This window comes from Bdellovibrio sp. HCB185ZH, assembly GCF_047302455.1.
In the GTDB taxonomy this organism is placed as follows: Bacteria; Bdellovibrionota; Bdellovibrionia; order Bdellovibrionales; family Bdellovibrionaceae; genus Bdellovibrio.
The window spans coordinates 3,234,588-3,253,822 of sequence record NZ_CP178624.1; the positions used below are offsets into that span (position 1 = coordinate 3,234,588).

Here is a 19,235-nt window from a genome sequence, read left to right on the forward strand (position 1 = left end):
TCTTCTGAATTTTTAAATTAATCAATCATTGCGCCGAGTTGTCTCTAGCAACTCGGCGCTTCTTTTATAATAATGGCGCCAATGGATCCTAAGTTTATACGTAACTTCGCAATTATCGCTCATATCGACCACGGCAAATCAACTTTGGCAGATGGTCTTCTTTCCGTAACTGGTTCTCTTTCCGATCGTGAAAAGAAAGAACAGTTCTTGGACAACATGGAACTTGAGCGTGAGCGTGGGATCACGATCAAAGCTCAAACCGTGTGTCTGGATTTTAAATCTAAAGACGGCAACGACTATCAGATTAATTTGATCGATACACCGGGACACGTGGACTTCTCTTACGAAGTTTCGCGTTCATTGGCGGCGTGTGAGGGCGCGATCTTGGTGGTCGATGCCGCTCAAGGTGTGGAAGCTCAAACTCTCGCAAACGTATATCTTGCGATGGAAAATAATCTTGAGATCATTCCTGTATTGAACAAAATCGATTTGCCATCTGCAGACCCAGAAGGCGTCGCAAGACAAATCGAAGACACTGTAGGTCTTGATACAACAGGAATCATTCACGCATCGGCGAAAGAAAAAATCGGTATCACTGATATTCTTGAAGCGATCGTTGAAAAAGTTCCGCCACCAAAAGCAGATCGTTCTCTGACACCTCGTGGATTGATCTTTGACTCTTGGTTCGATGCTTATCAAGGCGTTGTGGTCTTGGTTCGTATGGTGGATGGTACTATCAAAAAAGGCGACAAAATCAAATTCATGGCGACAGACCGTGATTATGAAGTTTTGCGTATGGGTAAATACAAACCATTCCCTGCACCTCAAGACACTCTTGAGGCTGGCGAAGTGGGCTTCATCATCTGCGGTATCAAAGATATTCGTGACGTAAAAGTCGGTGATACTGTGACGGGTGCAAAACATCCGGCAGCAGAACCTTTGGCAGGTTTCCAAAGAATCAAGCCGATGGTATTCGCGGGTATCTTCCCCGTTGTGGCCTCTGAATACGAAAGTTTGAAAGACGCTCTTGATAAACTTTGCCTGAATGACTCTTCTTTGTCTTACGAAGTTGAGAAGTCAGCGGCCTTGGGATTCGGTTACCGTTGCGGTTTCTTGGGCCTTCTGCACATGGAGATCGTGCAAGAGCGTTTGGAGCGTGAGTTCAATCTTGATTTGATCACGACAGCTCCGACGGTTGTGTATCAAATCACACAAACTGACGGCACTGTGATGATGTTGGAAAATCCATCAGGCATGCCGGATGAATCTAAAATTGCAAAATTCGAAGAGCCTTACGTTAAGGTGACATTGCATACTCCGACCGAGTATATCGGCGGCATTTTGAAGCTTTGCGAAGACAAGCGCGGCGCTCAGCTTAAAATGGAATATGTGAACGAAAAGAAAGTCATCATCGAATACAAACTTCCGATGAATGAAATGGTTATGGATTTCTATGACCGCTTGAAATCAATCTCTAAAGGTTATGCATCTTTGGAGTATGAATTCATCGGCTTCGAAGAATCCGACCTGGTAAAATTGGATATTTTGATCAACTCTGAGCCGATTGATGCCTTGTCATTGATCGTTCACAGATCCAAAGCGGTCACTCGTGGTCGTAAGCTGACAGAGAAGATGAAAGAACTCATCCCTCGTCAACAATTCCAGATCAATATCCAAGCAGCTATTGGTTCGAAAATTATTGCTCGTGAAACTCAAGGTGCGATCAGAAAAGACGTTACTGCCAAATGTTATGGTGGTGACATCTCTCGTAAACGTAAGCTCCTAGAGAAACAAAAAGAGGGTAAGAAGCGTATGAAAGCCGTCGGCTCTGTTGACGTACCTCAGGAAGCCTTCTTAGCGATCTTGAAAGTAGAGGACTAGCATCATGGCAAAAGATCAGCAGCAGACAAAACCACCTCCTTGGGACTGGAGAACCAAACATTTTTGGACTGAAGGTTGGGGATCTCTATTCCTGGCAGTATTCATTGCCTTGTTCATTCGCTGGGGTTTTGTTGAAGCCTATGTTATTCCATCAGGCTCTATGCTGCCGTCTTTGCTGATTCACGACCATATTTTCGTGAACAAGCTGACTTATGGTTTGCGCGTTCCTTTCAGCGAAAACTGGATGGTTAAATTCAATGAACCTAAACGTGGTGAAGTGATCGTCTTTAAATATCCTCGCGATATGAGCACGTTCTTCATCAAACGTATCGTGGGCGAGTCTGGCGACAAGATCTATTATGAAAATGGAACTTTGTACGTGAACGACAAACCTGTTGAAAAGAAAGTTCCTGCGAATCAGGACGACTTCAATTGGTTGCGTGATGCCGATTTCACTCGTGACGGAAACGTGAACGATGCAAAATCCAACTATGTTGAATTCACTGAAGCTTTGCCTCCGGGTAAAGAAGGCGGCGAAGGTAAAGATCATTCAATCCTTCTTCGCAAAGGTGATTTCTATGAGACCTTTGGACCGGTTGTAGTTCCGGCGGATCACCTGTTTGTGATGGGAGATAACCGTATGAACTCTATGGATAGCCGTGTGTGGGGGTTCTTACCGAAGCAAAATATCCTAGGGCGCGCGATGTTCGTTTGGCTCTCTTGCGAGGAAACTATTCCCGCTCTGCCAATGATCTGCAATCCATTGACGATTCGTTGGACACGATTCTTCCATCCAGTTAATTAGTAAATGAATCAAGAAAACTCAGCAGAGAAAAATTTAAAAGGAACGTGGAATCAGGCGATTCTGACGTTCCTTTTTCCTATCGTCTTAGTGATGGGTGTCCGCTGGGCTCTGTTTGAACCCTTCGTCATTCCATCGGGGAGTATGATTCCGAACCTGCTGGTGCACGACCACATCCTGGTTAAGAAATTCGCCTATGGATTGCATTTTCCATTCAGCGATAAGTGGATGGTTCAGTGGTCACAGCCTCAAAGAGGTCAGATCATCGTCTTTAAATATCCAGAAAATCCCGACGTGTATTACATCAAACGTTTGGTGGGATTGCCGGGGGATGAAGTCGTTGTCAAAGCCGGAAAGATCTCGGTCAACGGACAGGAACTTCCTCTTGAGAAATTTGAGTCTCCTCAAAATGAAAGTGGTTTTACCTATTTTACGGAGACCATGGAGCCCGCAAAGCACCTCATTCGCTTTATGGATTTCAAATTTGATGACGACGCCACTCCGCAAGTATTCAAAGTTCCTGAAGGCAATTATTTCTTCATGGGCGATAATCGTGACCAATCAAGCGATTCCCGCGTCTGGGGATTTGTGAAAAAGGACTATATCGTGGGACGCGCCTGGGCGATTTGGCTTTCCTGCGAGAACACATTGCCGACCATGACTTTCATGTGTGATCCAGCTCAGATGCGCTGGTCCCGTCTATTCCAGGTTCTTCAGTAATTAGAAAGCCTACAAAGGGCGTTAACATTTGGTAAGATGGCGGGTGTAAATTTCATTATTTACGCGTCGCAGTGTTTCCTGAGTGAATCTGTGGTATCTACCCGCAATCTATTAACAAAATGAATCCTGGAGATATCATGAAATTGGTTTCTTTTATTGCGGCTCTTTTGACTTCTGTAAGCGCGATGGCAGCTAGCTCAAACTACACAAACCTTGATGACAAAGCTAACTACGTTGAAGCGGTTTCTGCTTCTAACCAAGACGGCGTAATTTCTTTACGCGTAGTTGTTCAAAGCATTGGTCAATCAGTTGTTCCGACAGCAATAGTTGTCGATCAAGCAGGTGGCTTTCAATGTAAAGTGATCAAAACATTGTTGTTGGAAAGCTCTTATGATGCTGCTTCCAAAACATTCACTCAAGCTTACGAGACGAAAGTTATCTGGACTCCAGGAAACGAAAACAGCGGTTGCTTGGTTCAAATCAGCCACCCTTCTTTGAACAACACTCGCGCTGTAATCTACATGGAAAACAAAGACGTAAATCCTTCTCCAATCAACGAAGGCTACGACTACTAGTAGCAATCCACTATACTGATTTCTTCTATCAGTGTGAAAGATTGCTAGTTTTTTCGCATTTCCAAAAAAGCTATCCGCGATCGCAAAAGTTAGTTAAGATTTTTTTATGACTCGTTGGCGAGAATACTTAACAACTCTAGTGATCGCGGTTTTTTTTGCGCTATTCGTGCGCAGTTATCTGGTCACGGCTTATAAAGTGCCAACGGGGTCCATGCAACCCACGCTCAAACCCGGCGACTTTATTTTTTCTTCTCGCATCTCTTACGGCATTCGTCTTCCGTTCACCGATAAAATTTGGGACATCACTCCTCCAGAAAGAGGTGATTTGATTGTCTTCACTTACAGCAATCAGCCGGGCATTTCCTATGTAAAGCGCGTGATTGGTTTGCCAGGTGATAAGATCGAAATCAAAGACGGTCGCGTGATTCTAAATGATCAATCCCTTGAATACGTAAAGTCCGTGGATAATTCCGTCGATAATCCGAACCCAGGGTTGTTCGAAATTTTCGAAGAAAAATATCAGGATTCATCTTGGCGAGTGATCTTTCAAAAGCAGATGGAAGGTAAGGATTTTGGACCTATCATCGTGCCTCCGAATGAAGCCTTTATTCTAGGAGACAATCGTGATGCGAGTGACGACTCGCGCTATTGGGGTGCTGTCCCGACTTCACAAATTGTCGGCAAGGTCGTTTTGATCTGGCTCTCTTTGGATTGGCAGGAAAAATGGGGTGGAGATCGCTATCCTACAGTGCGTTGGAACAGAGTTTTTTCCGCCGTTCATTGACATAAAACCCACGGCCTTCTAGGCTGTTCTTCTAGATGTCATCTAGAACTCAGCACTCCATTCTTGATTTAGTTAGCCTTGAAAAAGAAAAAATTGGTCGTCTATTTTCAACGGCAGATCAGTTGGCATTGAATCCATTTTTACCATCCAAGGGCTTCGGAAAAACCGGAGCCCTTTTGTTTTTTGAAGCCAGCACTCGCACCCGTATGAGTTTTGAAACGGCCTGCGCGCACTTGGGTGTTTATCCTATGTTGTTGGATGGAAAATCCGGCAGCAGTCTGGAAAAGGGCGAAACTCTTGAGGACACAGTGCTAAATGTAGCGGCGATGAAACCGGCATTTGTGGTGATTCGCTCGGGCGATGATTTGGATTTCAAGGCTCTTGCAGCAAAATTAGAAATCCCTCTCATTAATGCCGGGTGGGGTAAAAAAGGTCATCCCACTCAAGCGCTTTTAGATACTTACACCATTCGCAAGCACCTGGGTAAAATCGAAGGACAGAAAGTTTTGATCGTTGGTGACGCTCGTCACAGTCGTGTTGCCGCTTCTCATCTGGAGCTTGCGAAAAAGCTTAACTATGAAGTGGCTTTCTGCGGTCCTGAGAATTTCTTGCCCGAAGCTTCAGAGATTAAGGTATTTCATTCGCTGGCAGATGGTTTGCAATGGGCGACAGTTGCGATGGCATTGCGTGTGCAGCTGGAACGTCATCAAGTTAAGTATTCACTAGAAGATTATCGTAAGAATTTTGGTTTTACGTTTGAGAATTTGAAAGCTCTTTCTGCAGATGCTCTTATTATGCATCCCGGCCCGATTAATCAGGGAACCGAGATGGATACCGATGTATTGCAGAAGGATTCTCGTTGTCAAATTTTGGATCAAGTCAGCAACGGGGTTTTGATTCGTCAGGCGATTTTGCTCGAAGTTTTGGGGGGATTATGAAGGGTTGGCTTGTTTTAGAAACGGGCGAAGTTTATCAAGGCGCATGGCAGGGCGGTGAAAACCGTGCCGGTGAGGTTGTCTTCAACACTTCTCATTCTGGATACGAGGAAATTGCCACTGATCCTTCTTACTTTTCTCAAATCGTGGTGATGACGGCTCCCATGCAGGGTAACTACGGAATTGAAGACGAAGCTTGGGAATCTCGCCAGCTTTGGATCGAAGGATTTATCTGTCTTGAAATTCAGGACACAGAACGCGATCAAGCTTGGAAAAAACGTCTGACTGAAAATAAAATTCCGATGCTGACCGCGCTCGATACTCGCCATTTGGTCATGCGCTTGCGTAAAGGCGGAACTCCTTGGGGTGCCTTGGTTCAAGCTCAAGACGAAGCTCAGGCGAAATCATTAGCCCAAACTTTGATTGATAAAAAGAAGCAATTGGATAAGGACTGGGTTTATCTGGCATCCAGACAGCAACCGGAAGTTCGCCGTGGCGACAATATGGTCGGTCCACGCGTGGCAGTTCTCGACTTCGGCAGCAAAGAAAATATTCTGCGTGAGCTGCAAAATCGTTGTTCCGAAATCAAAATCTTTAATAGCCGCAGTTCCGTACAGGAAATCATGGACTACAATCCCGATGGCATCATGCTGACTAACGGTCCCGGAGATCCTGCGGATGTGAAAGTGGCGATCGGCACGGTCAAAGAGCTTTTGGGTGTTAAGCCGATCTTTGGTATTTGCATGGGGCATCAGATCCTGGGGCTCGCTTTGGGCGGTAAAACCTATAAGCTAAAATTCGGGCACCGAGGCAGCAATCATCCGATCCAGGACACTATTTTGAATCAAATCTATATGACCAGTCAGAATCACGGCTATGCCGTCGATCAGGCGACATTGCCTGAGGACGTCAAAGTGACGCACACCAATCTAAATGACGGCACTGTGGCAGGTTTTTATAGTGAAAAAAGAAAGTGTTTGGGAATACAATATCATCCTGAAAGTTGCCCAGGCCCGCATGAAGCGAGTGGCCTGTTTAGTTATTTTGTAGAGCGGATGATATGAACGAATACGAAAAGTTAATCGAAAAGATTCTAAATCATTTTGTTAGCGAAGCCTTCAAGGATGAATTGGCAATGGCCAAAAAGGAATTCTTTGAAAATGCCGGGACTCTTGACGAGAACTCCGAGCATTTTGAATCCCGCATGGCGCAGTTCTATGATTGGTACTTCTTTACGCGCGAACTTAAAGGTTTCGGCCAAACGCCGTTGGATGCTTGCCACCTGGTTCGTGAACTTCGCTTTACTCCCGAAGAAGTCCAGTTGATCGAAGTTTTAAAAAACCACCGTCATTCCATTTTTGAATTTAACAAAATCAAAAACGGCGACGTTTATATCAAAGATTTGATGGCCAACAAAAAGTTGGTCGTTAAGCAATCTCCATATGTTTTCGGATTTGATCCAGATGAGTTGTTTGAAGTGCGTTTGATTCCTCACGGAGAATCTTACATCTTCACTCGTGGTTTCTGCTTCCATCCGGAAAGTGCGAAAAAGTTTATCTTGAGCGAAGTTAAACGCCATCGCAAAGATCCCGATTTGGATCCGGATTTGATGATGCTTCGTTTGATCAAAATGAGATACAAGTTTGAACAGTACAAGCATGTGAAGCCCGAGATGATTTATTCCAACGAGGGAAAGCTCGGTATTTAATTTTTTATTTTAACTCCGGTTTACCGGAGTTTTTTTTGTCTAAAGTTTGACGTTAAGTTTTTGCAAGGGGGAGCGAGTGCCACGTAAGTCCGATATTAAAAAGGTTTTGATCATTGGTTCGGGACCGATCGTAATTGGACAGGCCTGCGAGTTTGATTACTCCGGGACTCAGGCATGTAAAGCTTTGATGGCGGAAGGCCTTGAAGTTATTTTGGTGAACTCAAATCCAGCGACGATCATGACGGATCCTGAAATCGCGACACGCGTTTATGTGGAGCCTCTCAAGGTCGAATATCTGGAAAAAATTATTGCCAAAGAAATGCCTGATGCAGTGATACCAACTTTGGGCGGTCAGACAGCTCTGAACCTTGCTCTGGATCTGCATGGCAAGGGCATTCTGCAAAAATATAAAGTGCAACTTCTTGGCGCCACTCCGCAGGTTATCAAAGCGGGTGAGGACCGTGAGATCTTCAGAGGCCTTCTTGATAAAATCGGTGCGCGTTATCCGAAAAGTCACTTGGTTCGTACTTTCGAGCACGGCATGCAGATCGCAGATGATCTGGGCTATCCGATGATTCTTCGTCCGAATTACACATTGGGTGGTGGCGGGGGCGGTATCGCTTACTCTCCAGAAGAATATAAAAAAATGTTGGTGGGTGCGCTTCATGAAAGTCCGACATCCGAAGTGTTGGTCGAAGAAAGCATCCTTGGATGGAAAGAGTACGAACTTGAAGTCATGCGCGATTATAAAGGTTCTTTCGTCGTCGTTTGCAGTATTGAAAATCTGGATCCATGCGGCGTGCATACAGGTGACAGCATCACGATCGCACCACAACAGACTTTGAGTGATCGTCAATACCAGGCAATGCGTGACGAGGCCTGCAAAATCATCAATGAAGTGGGAATTCAAACAGGCGGAGCGAATATTCAGTTTGCGGTTCACCCGACAACACACGAACGTGTCGTGATCGAAATGAATCCGCGCGTAAGTCGTTCTTCCGCTTTGGCAAGTAAAGCTACGGGATTTCCGATTGCAAAAATTGCCGCTCTTCTTTCAATTGGCTATAGCTTGGAAGAAATCAAAAACGACATCACGCAAGTTACACCTTCTTGCTATGAACCAGCTTTGGATTACGTGGTTACAAAAATTCCTCGTTTCGCTTTTGAAAAATTCCAAGGTTCTAAAGACTCTTTGACGACGCAAATGAAAAGTGTGGGCGAAGTCATGGGAATTGGTCGTACGTTGCAGGAATCAATGATGAAAGCTTTGGCCAGTTTGGAAGCAAGCCCTCAGGCTATTCCAGAGGTTGAACTTGAAATCGGTAAGATTTCCTATCCAAACAGCCTTCGTATTTATCAACTGTTCCAAGCCTTCCGAGATGGTAAAACAGTCGCTGAGATCCAGGAGCTGACAGGGATTATTCCTTACTTCTTAGAGCAAATTGAAGGCCTGATAAAGTTTGAAGGAAAATTTAAAACTGAATTTAATGAAGGCAATCTCGAGCTTTTGACAGCAGCAAAACGCAAAGGTTTCACGGATGCGCGTTTGGGCGCGCTGTTGGGGCAAAATGCAAAGTACATTCAAACGTTGCGTGAAAAGCTTCAGCTTTTCCCGAAGTACTCCCAAGTGGACACTTGTGCCGGTGAATTCGAATCATCCACTCCCTATTTCTACTCAACATATTGGGCGCAGGAATCTGCGGAAGTAAATGCTAAAAATGCCATCGTTATCATAGGTAGCGGACCTAACCGTATTGGGCAGGGGATCGAGTTCGATTACAGCTGTGTTCGAGGCGTGAAAGCCTTCAGAAAAAGCGGCACTAAAGTTATCATGGTGAATTCGAATCCGGAGACGGTTTCAACTGATTACGACACATCGGACGTTTTATTCTTCGAGCCCCTGACTTCCGAAAGCTTGATTGAAATCATGCGCTTCATGAAGCCACGCGGTTTCGTTGCGCAGTTAGGTGGACAGACTCCGATTAATGTGGCTCCAGAGTTGGTGGCAGCGGGATACGAACTTTTAGGTTCTTCTTTGCAAACAATCGATTTGGCGGAAGACCGTGGATTGTTCACAAAAATCTGTCGTGAGTTGAATTTTGAAATTCCTAACTCAGCTATGGCGGGATCTCTGGAAGCAGCCTTAGCCAGTGAAAAACAGGTGGGCTATCCAATGATCTGTCGCCCAAGCTATGTTTTGGGTGGCCGTCGCATGGAAGTGATCGAAAACCGCGACGAACTGATTTCTTACTTTCAACGTCACGGGGATTATATTTCCACAGATAAGCCTTGTATGATGGATCAATTCTTGGCAGGTGCTTTGGAAGTGGACGTGGATTTGGTTCGCGGAGTCGATTGGACACTGGTTGGGGGTGTGGTTGAACATATCGAAGCCGCAGGCGTGCACTCTGGAGACTCCATGGGAGTACTTCCTCCTCATCGTCTGAAAGATGAAACTTGTGACCGTATTGAACAACTAAGTATTCAATTGGCAAATCGTATTGGTGTAATCGGGCACTTGAACTTGCAGCTCGCTGTGAAGAACGATGTGGTTTACATGCTGGAAGCGAACCCGCGCAGCTCGCGATCAGTTCCGTTCGTGGCAAAAGCGACGGGAATTCCTTTGATTGATTTAGGTGTGGCGGCGATGCTCGGCAAAAAAGCTAAAGACCTGCAACTGGATAATTTGAAATGGAGAAAAACCAACACCGTGTCCGTAAAAGGAGTCGTGTTTCCGTTCAAAAAATTCCCGGAATCAGATTCCATCTTGGGACCTGAAATGAAATCAACAGGGGAAAGCATGGGTCGCGGAAAAGATTATTCCGAAGCTCTGTGCAAGGCCTTCCTTTCAAGTAACATAAGACTTCCAAAAACGGGCCAGGTATTCTTCTCGCTTCGTGATAAGGATAAAGAAGCCATGCTGCCATTGGTTAAAGAACTTCAGCGTATGGGTTACGGTGTTTCCGCGACAACGGGAACGGCTGCTTTCTTTAACGATAAAGGAGTGAATTGCCTGTCATTAAGAAAAGTCGATGAAGGCCGCCCTCACTGTGTGGATAAAATCCGTTCGGGCGAAGTCGCCTTTGTTATCAATACAACATCGGGCCGCCGCGCGATTGAAGCAAGCTTCGACATTCGTCGAGCATGCACAGACTACAATATCCCTTGTTTGACGGAAAGTGATGCAGCCGAAGCCTTTGTTCTTGCTTTGAAAAACACCAGAAATGAGTCATCATCTGTCGAGGCACTGCCTTCGATGGAGGTCTTTTGATTTCATTTCCGCGTACGTTCACTAATGTTATCTGCGGCGTTCTTGCAAGCGTCGCATTGAGCACTTCAGCGGCTCAGGCTGCTGATAAAACCCCTGCTCAGATGACCATCGGGATGATTCCCGGTGGCGATCCAAAAAAAGAGTCTGAACAGGGGATTGTATTAGCCCAAGCTTTGCAAACCCGCTTAGGCATTCCAGTGAACATGTATATTTCCAAAAATTATGCAGGTTTAGTTGAGGCAATGAAGAACAAAAAGGTCGACTTTGCGTTTTTCTCTTCATCAACTTACGTGTTTGCGGAAAAACAGGCGCAGGCAAAAGTGCTTCTTAAAAAAGTTTGGCATGAGCCCTACTATTATTCGGCTATTATCGTTCCGACGTCTTCCAAAATCAAAAAACTAGAAGACTTAAAGGGCAAAAGAGTTGCCTTCGTTGATGAGCAATCCTCTTCCGGATATTTGTATCCAAAGATGGCTTTACGTAACAAAAAGATCGAAGACAAAGACATCAAGGTCCAGTTCACTGGCAATCACCAAGCATCCATCAAAGCACTTGAGTCCAAAGAGGTCGATGCGGCCGCAGTGTTCAGTGACGATGAAAAAGGAAAACAAGGGGCTTGGATTAAATTTGGTGACCCCAAAACCAAAGTGCGAATTCTATGGATGAGCGCTCCCATTCCGAATGATCCGTTCTGTGTTCGTCAGGACTTTTATGACGAATATCCCAAAGTAACCCACGATATGATGTTCGCATTGATCGATATCCTGGAACAATCGTCAGAGAAAAACACTTATTCTGAAATTTTAGGATCTCGTGACTTGATGCCAGCCACTTCCAAACAGTATGATCCTGTTAGGGAGATGGTAAAAGCTTTGAATATCGAGCTGAAACCATAATGCATCAATGCAAGTACTTCAGGTTGAAAAGTTAAATAAGACCTTCAAGGGCGGTCTCTTTGAAAAAGACCGTCATGTTCTACAGGATATTTCCTTTCATCTTCCCCAGGGCGAGACCACGGGGTTCGTCGGAAGCAACGGCGCCGGAAAAACGACGACTATTAAATGTATTTTCGATTTTATCCGTCCCGACAATGGCAAGATCCATTTCTTTGGTGAGCCTCTCAACAGCAAATCCAAAACCCGCATTGGATACCTTCCCGAGCGTCCTTATTTGTACGAATTTTTGACGGGAATGGAGTTTTTAAAACTTCACTGGAATCTTTGTTTTGGTCTGACTCAGAAAGACTTTATCGAGCGTGCTCACGAAGCCCTTAAGAAAGTCGACTTGTTCGAGGCCCGAGACCGCAGACTGCGCACGTATTCTAAAGGTATGTTGCAAAGGGCGGGTATTGCCCAAGCTGTTCTGACCCGTCCTGATCTTATTATTCTGGATGAGCCCATGTCTGGTCTTGATCCTGACGGTCGCGCCATGGTGAAAGATATTTTGCGTGAAGAACAAAAGCGGGGAGTGACTCTTTTCTTCAGCAGTCACTTATTGCAAGACATGGAAGAGTTGTGTTCGCGCCTGGTAGTCGTAAATAAAGGAAAAATCGTCTATGAAGGTGCCCTTCCCCAGTTTATGTCCGAGTTCCAAAGTTTGGAAAAGGCATTCCAGGTTCTAAAAAATCGCGAGGCGAAAAATGTCTAAGGTATGGACTTTGGCAAAAACCACTTTGCGTGAAATGCTTCGGGAAAAGATTTTCTTCGTAGTAATTGTCATTGCCGCGATCATGATTTGCATGAGTTTTTTGTTGGGCGCTTTATCCTTTGCCGAGCAAAAAAAGATATTGGCTGATTTCGGTTTCTTAGCCGTGCAAATGGCTTTGCTGGGTATTTCGCTTTTCTCGGGCTCCTACTTGATCGCTAAAGAAGTCGAAAAGCAGACTTGCCTTTTGATTTTGTCCCGCCCGGTCACCCGAGATCAGTTTATTTTAGGAAAAGTGTTCGGAGTTTTGGCGCTCAATACACTTCTTATGATTTTATTGGGTTTGATTCTCTCTGTCTTGTTGGGGGTTTGGAATGAGCCGAAGCAGTGGCTGGCATTTTCAGAAATCTGCCTGAGCCTCTGGTTTGAAAGCTCCGTCATATTGGCATTTGCCATGTGGGCGAGCCTGGTAGTGCGACCCGTTTTAGCGTTAAGTGCCGGGATTGTTTTGTTCCTTTTGGGACACTGGCTGGGAGATTTGGCCTTTTTCGCTTCAAAAAGCCAAGAGCCGATGTTTGTTTCCATTGTGAAGGGCCTTCATTGGGTTGTTCCTAATTTGTATCGTCTTAACTGGAAGTCAGCTTATTTCCTTCAAGAAGGATTGCCAGGTAAAGACGTGGTATGGATGGTTGCACACATGAGCGGTTGGTTTATCATCTATGTTCTTCTAACGAATTTCAGCTTCAGGAGAAAAGACATTGTCTAACGCCGATTTATTCTATTACGTCGTTTTCTTTATATTTGGAGCTTTGTTTGGCAGCTTTGGCAACGTGGTCATCTATCGCCTGCCTCGGGAAGAAAGCATCGTAAAGCCGCGCAGCTACTGTTATGGCTGTAAAAAGCAAATCGCTTGGTATCACAATATTCCCATTTTCAGCTGGTTTATTCTGCGGGGTAAATGTCGCAATTGTGGGGCGAAATTCTCGTTTCGCTATCCTTTGGTTGAAATCATCATGGGTGTCATGTTTGCGCTCTGCTATCACTATGCGGGTCTTACCTGGAATTTGATTGAATATATTCTCTTCGTATTCGGCCTGGTGATTTGTACGTTTATCGACTTGGATCACATGATTTTGCCGGATGAATTTACTCTTTCTGGCATTGTCATTGGTTTGGTGGGTGCTTGGCTAAATCCTCATCGTGAATTTCTGGATTCCTTGTTTGGAGTTTTAATGGGTGGGGGATTCCTTTGGGGAATGGCTTACCTTTATTGGATTTTCACGAAACAAGAAGGCATGGGTGGTGGAGATATCAAACTCTTAGCCTGGATTGGTGCATTACTCGGTTGGAAAGCGATTCCTTTCGTGATTATGTCATCAGCCATTATCGGAAGCATCATCGGTCTTGCTGCCGCCAGAAAACAAGGAGCAGGACTAAAGACTGTAATTCCGTTCGGTCCTTACCTCGCTCTTGGCGCTGTTCTGTATTTGTTTGGCGGACAGACAATTGCAGAGTGGTACCTGGACCTTTTTCTACCCGGATTAAGCTAAAGTCTACTGGACCCCTGGTTTGACATTCACCTTACGACCAGAAATAATTTACTATGTTAGACCTGCGTCTAAAGACGTAAGTCTTTAAAAAGACATTGAAGTGGTTCATCTGGGGAAGCAGCTAAGGGATGTTTTTTAAATCAAAAAAAGTAATCGGACTCGACATCGGTACGAGTTCAATTAAATTAGCCGAAATGGATGTCAGTGGTAAAGGAGCCCAGTTACTCTCCTTTGGTTTCGCGCCAACGCCTCCTAATTCCGTTTCCGGTGGTGAGATCGTAGATATCGCAGCTGTTGGTATCGCGATTCAAAATCTAATTGCCGAAGTAAAATCGAAACGTAAAAATCTCGCGACAGCGATGTGGGGTACTGCGGTTATCGTGAAGAAAATCACGATTCCAAAAATGGACAAGAAACTTGTCCGTGATCAGATCCGTTTCGAAGCAGAACAGTATATTCCATTCGATATTAACAACATCAGTCTTGCGCATCATATTCTGTCCACAAGTGCGAGCCCCGATACAATGGATATTCTATTGATCGCGGCACAAAACGAGTTGGTCACACAGTATACGCAAGTTATCGAATTCAGCGCTTTGAAGTGCTCCGTTCTCGATGTGAGTGGTTTCGCTTTGGCGAATTCGTTTGAAGTGAATTACGGAAAATTTCCTGGTGAAGTTATTGGCCTTCTAAATTTCGGTGCCTCCATCACAAACTTTGTCGTTCTTCAATATGGCGAAGTGATCTTCTGCCGTGATATTCCGGTGGGTGGAGCAAATTATACCAATGAAATTCACAAAGCCATGGGTGTCACCGTTGGTGAAGCTGAAGCTTTGAAATTGAGTGCGGTGTCTCGTCGCGATGTTCCTGATGAAGTTCACAGTGTTATTAGCGCAACAAACGAAGCAGTGACTGAAGAGATCCGCAGCAGTCTTGATTTCCTCAGTGCGACGACAAACGGACTGACCTTGAATCGTTGTTTCTATACGGGTGGCAGCTCGCAAACGTCGGGATTGATTGAAACAATTTCCCGCGTGACGGGCATTCCAATGGAACCGTTCAACCCGTTTGCAAAAATCAAAGCGAATCCTAAAAAGTTCTCTCCTGAATATCTTGCGCAGATTAAAAACTTCGCAGGTGTTGTAACCGGCTTGGCTCTTCGCCAGGAAGGGGACGGCGCATGATTAAAATTAATCTTGCCTCAAGTCAGATCGGAACTAACGCAGCTCTCGGCGCCCAATTCGGCGACGTCATGCTGGAGGATGGAGGCGGTGGAGATGAGGCCCGTAAGGAGGCCCTTAAGCGCTTGGTCATATTGATGATACCAGCGCTGGGTCTTTATGCTTATCAAGAACAACATGTCCCGGAGTTGCAAGCTCATCTTAGCTCTTTGCAATCAACATTGAGCGAACTTGAAAACTACAATTCCAAGCAAGCGGCTTCGGTTGCTGAAATTAAAAAATTCAAAGAAGACGAAGCCATTATCGAGGCGCGTATTTCTGCACTTGATAAGATCTCCCGAGATCGCTCCCGCGAAATTCGCGTCATCGATCTTATGCAACAGGTGATTCCGGAAAAAGCATGGCTTACTAAAATCACTCTGAATCCTGATCGCATGAATGTTCAAGGGTTAGGTCTCAGTGATTTTGAAGTTTCCCAATTTCTCGAAGCGCTCACTAAGAGTGTGTTCTTAATGGACGTAAATCTCGTTAGTTCCACTGAAGTCACGTTAGACGGAATGATCCTAAAGAAGTTTGAAATCAGCGCAGTATTGGAGAGAACACCATGAATAAGTTCTTCGATACTCTTGCCGGTTTTACTTATGGAAAGACGTTCGGTCTGGGGATCATGTTAGGGGCATTGTTTTACTTCACGCTGTATGACGATGGTTCTCAGGTGGAAGCGCAAATTGCGGCTGTTCAGCAGCAAGTTCAGGAACAGGAAGCAAAAAAGAAAGACACGGATGCGACTTTGAAACAAGTGAACGAGATGCGTGAAAAGCTTGGTCGCTTAAGTCAGCAGTACCAGGAAATTTCCCGCCGGCTCCCGACGGTTTTGTTTTCGATCGACATTAACAAAGCGATCGATGGTTTTGCCCGCGGCGCAGGCGTGAGTGTTAAAATTAAAAAACCCGGGGAGAACATCAAGCGGGAAGTCGTTGAAGAAGTTCCTGTAGAGGTGACCCTCGAAGGAAGTTATGCACAGCTCGCTCAGTTCGTGTCATTAGTATCGTCTTCCGAAAGAATGGCGCGAGTTAGAAATATAACTATTTCTGAACAAGATAACTCAGACCCCACCAAGCATTTGAAGTTCGAGGGGATGGTTGTAGGTTATAAACTTGCTCCAGAAAAAGAAAAAGTGGAGACACCGCAGTGAAGTCTGTAAGATGGATGATGTCTTACATTATAGTTGCCGCATTAGGGCTTTGGCTGGCATTCGCTGTCAGCGCAAAGTTCATGGCACCTGCGCATTCTCAAGAGCAACCTCCGGCGGCTCCGCCTGCAGTTCCTCCGGCACCACCATCTGGCGGTCCGAACAACGGGGATCTACCACCTGAGTTTATGAACGAGGTGAATCAGGCACAACCTTCAGGAGCTCCACCACCTCCGGCCAATGTACCGCCAGATGCGAACGCGCAGACGGCACCACCTTCCATTCCACCTCCCCCACAAGGGGCGCCGATGGATCCTCCTGCGATGGGTGATGCGGTGACAGCGCCGAATGCGCCATCGATTTCGGATATGTTGTCTAAAGACAATTATGCATATGATCCCAATGGCAAGCGTGACCCGTTTAAGCCGTTCCGTATTATAAAGGTCACCAGAAAGAACGAGACTCCGGCGGATCAGCTGGAGCCTTTGCAACGATGGGATTTGGAACGTTTGCAAATTATTGGTATCCTTTGGGATGTCAAAACACCGCGGGCCATGATCAGAGATCCAGATGGTGGTGTTTACACAGTCGTTAGAAGTTCTAAAATGGGCCGAAATGATGGATATATTTCGGCGATTCGTGAGGGTGAGATTGTCGTCATCGAGACAAAATACGATGAGGATAAACCTATTAAAGAATCTCGCATCATGGAATTTAAAAAATAAATCTCTTAAGGGGAGGTACTAATGAACGGATTCATTAGACTAATGATCGTAGCAGCAATGATTGCGTCTCTCACTTCATGCGCCAGCCGTCCGGCGCAGGACGATCTATCTTTGGATGATGGTTTGGATTCCTCCGCAGGGGCTGAATTAAGTCTCGATGATACTGGTGGTTCTGATGGAGTTGCGGAAGCAGATTCTGCTCCAGTTGATGATACAGCTGCAGCGCCGACAGAAAACACAGGAACTGATGAGTTTGCAGACTTTGAAAACACACCTGACGATCAAGCTCATCAAGCCGGTCAAAGTGAGCCCCAAGGTGGCAACCTCGAAGACGAATTTAATCAAGCTGATGGCGCCGCTCCTCAACAGGCGCAACAGGATGCACCCGCTCCAGTTGATGCCGGACCTGTTGAGATGCCACCGATCGTAGACACCGAACCACCAGCAGCTCCACAGGTTGCTGATATCCCAGAGCAGCCTGCAATGGAAGAAGCTCCGGCTCCTGAAATTCCGCAAACTCAAGAGTCTACTCCAGTCGCGACAAATCAAGGTCGTCCTGCGACGATCACGGATTTGCAGTTCAAGTCGAATGAAAACGGCGGGACAGTTGTCGTTTCGGGAAATCGTCCTTTGACGTATACGACGCGCACGAATCCTGATTTGCATCAGTATATCGTTGAAGTTGAAAATGCGATTCTTCCAGATCGTTTGAAGCGGTCTTTGAATACGAAAGATATCCGTGGTGCCGTCGGTGCCATCGATGCTTACCAAAATCCCGGTTCAACGACGGCTCGCTTCGTGATTCAGTTGCGAGACGGTGTTTCGGAACCAGCAGTTCAAAACGAAGGTAATTCTCTTTTGATCGTAGCTGCGGGTACGGCTGCAACGACTCAAGTTGCAGCTGGTGGTGATGCTTCCGGTATGTCATCTGATGAAAATGCGGTGGGCGGCGACGGAAAAATTCTGCCGAATCAAAATTTGACGGAGTTCTTAACCGGCAATACCCAATTTTACGGTAAAAAGATTTCCATCGAAACCAGTAACATGGATATTCGTGACGCCCTTAATTTCATCACTGAAGAGAGTGGCGTGAACATGGTCATCTCCGATGAAGTTAAAGGCAATGTCAGCCTTAAATTGCGTCAAGTACCATGGGATCAGGCATTGGTTGTTCTGATGAGAGCACGTAAACTTGGTTACACTCGCCAAGGTAACGTTCTTAGAATTGCTCCTTTAGGTGACTTGCGCACAGAGGAAGACGATGCAGCGAAACTGGCATTGGCTCGTAAAAACACAGAGCCATTGAAAGTTCGCATGTTCAATATCAGCTACGCCAAAGTCGACGAGCTTGAGAAAAAGTTGAAAGACTTCTTGGGCGAGCGTGGCAGAGTTGTAGGTGATTTGCGCACGAACTCCGTTGTAGTGACGGATATCGCTGAAAACCTGGATCGCGCAGCTAAATTGATTGCATCCCTAGATACACAACCACCACAAGTTTTGATCGAAGGAAAAATCGTCGAAGCTTCAGAGCGTTTCTTGCGCAGTGTAGGTGTGAACTGGAACGTTTCTGGTCAAGCGATCAGCTTGGGTAATACAACTCGCGGTCCGGTGAACATGAGCCCGCGTTTCAATATCAATCCAACGATGGCTCAGTCAGGAAACTTTAATTTCAATATCGATGTAGGAACGTTGGATGTGTTCGGAAGCATTTCCGCAGCACTTTCACTGTCTGAAACTGAAGCGAAAGTAAAGACACTTTCCTCACCTAGAATCATGACTATGTCTAACGAACCAGCCTACATTAGTCAGACGACAGAAGTTCCAGTCAAGCAGGTTACAATTACCGGGAATTCCAGCCAAGAGACGTATCAATTTAAGCCATTGGCCCTGCGTTTAGATGTAACTCCTCAGGTAACTGCTGATGGATCTGTTATGATGAAGGTGAAGGTCGCTCGTCAAATCGCTGGAGCAAAAGAGACTGATGGATCATTCTCTACGAATAGCCGAGAGGCCGACACTCGTGTTCTGGTTAAAAATGGCCAGACTGCAGTAATCGGTGGGATTTACACGAGCGATGCAACGGAAAACGAGAGTGGCGTGCCTTGGTTGAGAGAGATTCCATTCCTTGGAAATTTGTTCAAAGTCAGCACTGTGACGAAAGATAAATCTGAACTCTTGGTTTTCTTGACTCCACGTGTGACAGGTCAACTAGGATCGGCTGCTAAGAATAATCACGATTCTCAGGGGCAGATGTAATAAGGAGGCAA

The 19,235-nt window shown here is 45.6% G+C and carries 18 protein-coding genes; all 18 read left to right on the forward strand.

Features of this window, described 5'->3' with window-relative positions:
* Positions 1 to 81: 81 nt before the first annotated feature.
* The 18 genes from lepA (at position 82) to pilQ (ending at position 19,224) form a co-directional block, all read left to right on the forward strand.
* Positions 82 to 1,881 (forward strand): translation elongation factor 4, encoded by a 1,800-nt coding sequence (gene lepA, locus ACLSU7_RS15790; RefSeq protein WP_413292867.1) that lies wholly within the window; start codon positions 82 to 84, stop codon positions 1,879 to 1,881.
* 4 nt (positions 1,882 to 1,885) lie between these two features.
* The gene (gene lepB / locus ACLSU7_RS15795) at positions 1,886 to 2,686 is read left to right on the forward strand and encodes a signal peptidase I (protein WP_413292868.1); all 801 of its coding nucleotides are present in this window, start codon (positions 1,886 to 1,888) and stop codon (positions 2,684 to 2,686) included.
* Between the two features lie 3 nt (positions 2,687 to 2,689).
* Entirely contained in the window at positions 2,690 to 3,403 is a 714-nt protein-coding gene (gene lepB, locus ACLSU7_RS15800; protein WP_413292869.1) for a signal peptidase I, read from the forward strand.
* A gap of 137 nt (positions 3,404 to 3,540) precedes the next feature.
* Entirely contained in the window at positions 3,541 to 3,978 is a 438-nt protein-coding gene (locus ACLSU7_RS15805) for a hypothetical protein (protein WP_413292870.1), read from the forward strand.
* Positions 3,979 to 4,084: 106 nt separating this feature from the next.
* A complete protein-coding gene (lepB, locus tag ACLSU7_RS15810) occupies positions 4,085 to 4,762 on the forward strand; it encodes a signal peptidase I (protein ID WP_413292871.1) in 678 nt (225 codons plus the stop codon).
* A 35-nt stretch (positions 4,763 to 4,797) separates the two neighbouring features.
* Positions 4,798 to 5,700, forward strand: coding sequence for an aspartate carbamoyltransferase catalytic subunit (locus ACLSU7_RS15815; protein WP_413292872.1), 903 nt, complete (start codon positions 4,798 to 4,800; stop codon positions 5,698 to 5,700).
* The gene (carA, locus tag ACLSU7_RS15820; RefSeq protein ID WP_413292873.1) at positions 5,697 to 6,761 is read left to right on the forward strand and encodes a glutamine-hydrolyzing carbamoyl-phosphate synthase small subunit; all 1,065 of its coding nucleotides are present in this window, start codon (positions 5,697 to 5,699) and stop codon (positions 6,759 to 6,761) included. Before ACLSU7_RS15815 ends, carA begins: the two co-directional genes overlap by 4 nt.
* The gene (locus ACLSU7_RS15825) at positions 6,758 to 7,405 is read left to right on the forward strand and encodes a hypothetical protein (protein ID WP_413292874.1); all 648 of its coding nucleotides are present in this window, start codon (positions 6,758 to 6,760) and stop codon (positions 7,403 to 7,405) included. The genes carA and ACLSU7_RS15825 overlap by 4 nt, the downstream gene beginning before the upstream one ends.
* A 76-nt stretch (positions 7,406 to 7,481) precedes the next feature.
* Entirely contained in the window at positions 7,482 to 10,676 is a 3,195-nt protein-coding gene (gene carB, locus ACLSU7_RS15830) for a carbamoyl-phosphate synthase large subunit (RefSeq protein WP_413292875.1), read from the forward strand.
* Positions 10,673 to 11,572 carry a phosphate/phosphite/phosphonate ABC transporter substrate-binding protein gene (phnD, locus tag ACLSU7_RS15835; RefSeq protein WP_413292876.1) on the forward strand — a complete coding sequence of 300 codons (900 nt, stop codon included), beginning with the start codon at positions 10,673 to 10,675 and terminating at the stop codon, positions 11,570 to 11,572. The genes carB and phnD overlap by 4 nt, the downstream gene beginning before the upstream one ends.
* Before the next feature lie 7 nt (positions 11,573 to 11,579).
* Positions 11,580 to 12,323, forward strand: a complete 744-nt coding sequence (locus ACLSU7_RS15840) for an ABC transporter ATP-binding protein (RefSeq protein ID WP_413292877.1) — start codon at positions 11,580 to 11,582, stop codon at positions 12,321 to 12,323.
* Entirely contained in the window at positions 12,316 to 13,086 is a 771-nt protein-coding gene (locus ACLSU7_RS15845) for an ABC transporter permease (protein WP_413292878.1), read from the forward strand. Before ACLSU7_RS15840 ends, ACLSU7_RS15845 begins: the two co-directional genes overlap by 8 nt.
* Positions 13,079 to 13,870 carry a prepilin peptidase gene (locus ACLSU7_RS15850; RefSeq protein WP_413292879.1) on the forward strand — a complete coding sequence of 264 codons (792 nt, stop codon included), beginning with the start codon at positions 13,079 to 13,081 and terminating at the stop codon, positions 13,868 to 13,870. Before ACLSU7_RS15845 ends, ACLSU7_RS15850 begins: the two co-directional genes overlap by 8 nt.
* Positions 13,871 to 13,998: 128 nt before the next feature.
* Positions 13,999 to 15,054 carry a type IV pilus assembly protein PilM gene (pilM, locus tag ACLSU7_RS15855; protein ID WP_413292880.1) on the forward strand — a complete coding sequence of 352 codons (1,056 nt, stop codon included), beginning with the start codon at positions 13,999 to 14,001 and terminating at the stop codon, positions 15,052 to 15,054.
* Entirely contained in the window at positions 15,051 to 15,659 is a 609-nt protein-coding gene (locus ACLSU7_RS15860) for a PilN domain-containing protein (RefSeq protein WP_413292881.1), read from the forward strand. Before pilM ends, ACLSU7_RS15860 begins: the two co-directional genes overlap by 4 nt.
* Complete coding sequence (pilO, locus tag ACLSU7_RS15865) at positions 15,656 to 16,246, forward strand: type 4a pilus biogenesis protein PilO (protein WP_413292882.1); 591 nt, start codon at positions 15,656 to 15,658, stop codon at positions 16,244 to 16,246. The genes ACLSU7_RS15860 and pilO overlap by 4 nt, the downstream gene beginning before the upstream one ends.
* The gene (locus ACLSU7_RS15870) at positions 16,243 to 16,968 is read left to right on the forward strand and encodes a pilus assembly protein PilP (protein WP_413292883.1); all 726 of its coding nucleotides are present in this window, start codon (positions 16,243 to 16,245) and stop codon (positions 16,966 to 16,968) included. Before pilO ends, ACLSU7_RS15870 begins: the two co-directional genes overlap by 4 nt.
* A gap of 21 nt (positions 16,969 to 16,989) precedes the next feature.
* A complete protein-coding gene (pilQ, locus tag ACLSU7_RS15875; protein WP_413292884.1) occupies positions 16,990 to 19,224 on the forward strand; it encodes a type IV pilus secretin PilQ in 2,235 nt (744 codons plus the stop codon).
* The last annotated feature ends 11 nt before the right edge of the window (positions 19,225 to 19,235 follow it).

Coding starts and splice junctions, on each gene's coding strand:
- pilQ (WP_413292884.1), top strand. CDS start 16,990: ATGAACGGATTCATTAGACTAATGATCGTAGCAGCAATGATTGCGTCT.
- ACLSU7_RS15860 (WP_413292881.1), top strand. CDS start 15,051: ATGATTAAAATTAATCTTGCCTCAAGTCAGATCGGAACTAACGCAGCT.
- pilM (WP_413292880.1), top strand. CDS start 13,999: ATGTTTTTTAAATCAAAAAAAGTAATCGGACTCGACATCGGTACGAGT.
- ACLSU7_RS15825 (WP_413292874.1), top strand. CDS start 6,758: ATGAACGAATACGAAAAGTTAATCGAAAAGATTCTAAATCATTTTGTT.
- carA (WP_413292873.1), top strand. CDS start 5,697: ATGAAGGGTTGGCTTGTTTTAGAAACGGGCGAAGTTTATCAAGGCGCA.
- ACLSU7_RS15815 (WP_413292872.1), top strand. CDS start 4,798: ATGTCATCTAGAACTCAGCACTCCATTCTTGATTTAGTTAGCCTTGAA.
- lepA (WP_413292867.1), top strand. CDS start 82: ATGGATCCTAAGTTTATACGTAACTTCGCAATTATCGCTCATATCGAC.
- lepB (WP_413292871.1), top strand. CDS start 4,085: ATGACTCGTTGGCGAGAATACTTAACAACTCTAGTGATCGCGGTTTTT.
- ACLSU7_RS15840 (WP_413292877.1), top strand. CDS start 11,580: ATGCAAGTACTTCAGGTTGAAAAGTTAAATAAGACCTTCAAGGGCGGT.
- pilO (WP_413292882.1), top strand. CDS start 15,656: ATGAATAAGTTCTTCGATACTCTTGCCGGTTTTACTTATGGAAAGACG.
- ACLSU7_RS15805 (WP_413292870.1), top strand. CDS start 3,541: ATGAAATTGGTTTCTTTTATTGCGGCTCTTTTGACTTCTGTAAGCGCG.
- lepB (WP_413292869.1), top strand. CDS start 2,690: ATGAATCAAGAAAACTCAGCAGAGAAAAATTTAAAAGGAACGTGGAAT.
- lepB (WP_413292868.1), top strand. CDS start 1,886: ATGGCAAAAGATCAGCAGCAGACAAAACCACCTCCTTGGGACTGGAGA.
- ACLSU7_RS15845 (WP_413292878.1), top strand. CDS start 12,316: ATGTCTAAGGTATGGACTTTGGCAAAAACCACTTTGCGTGAAATGCTT.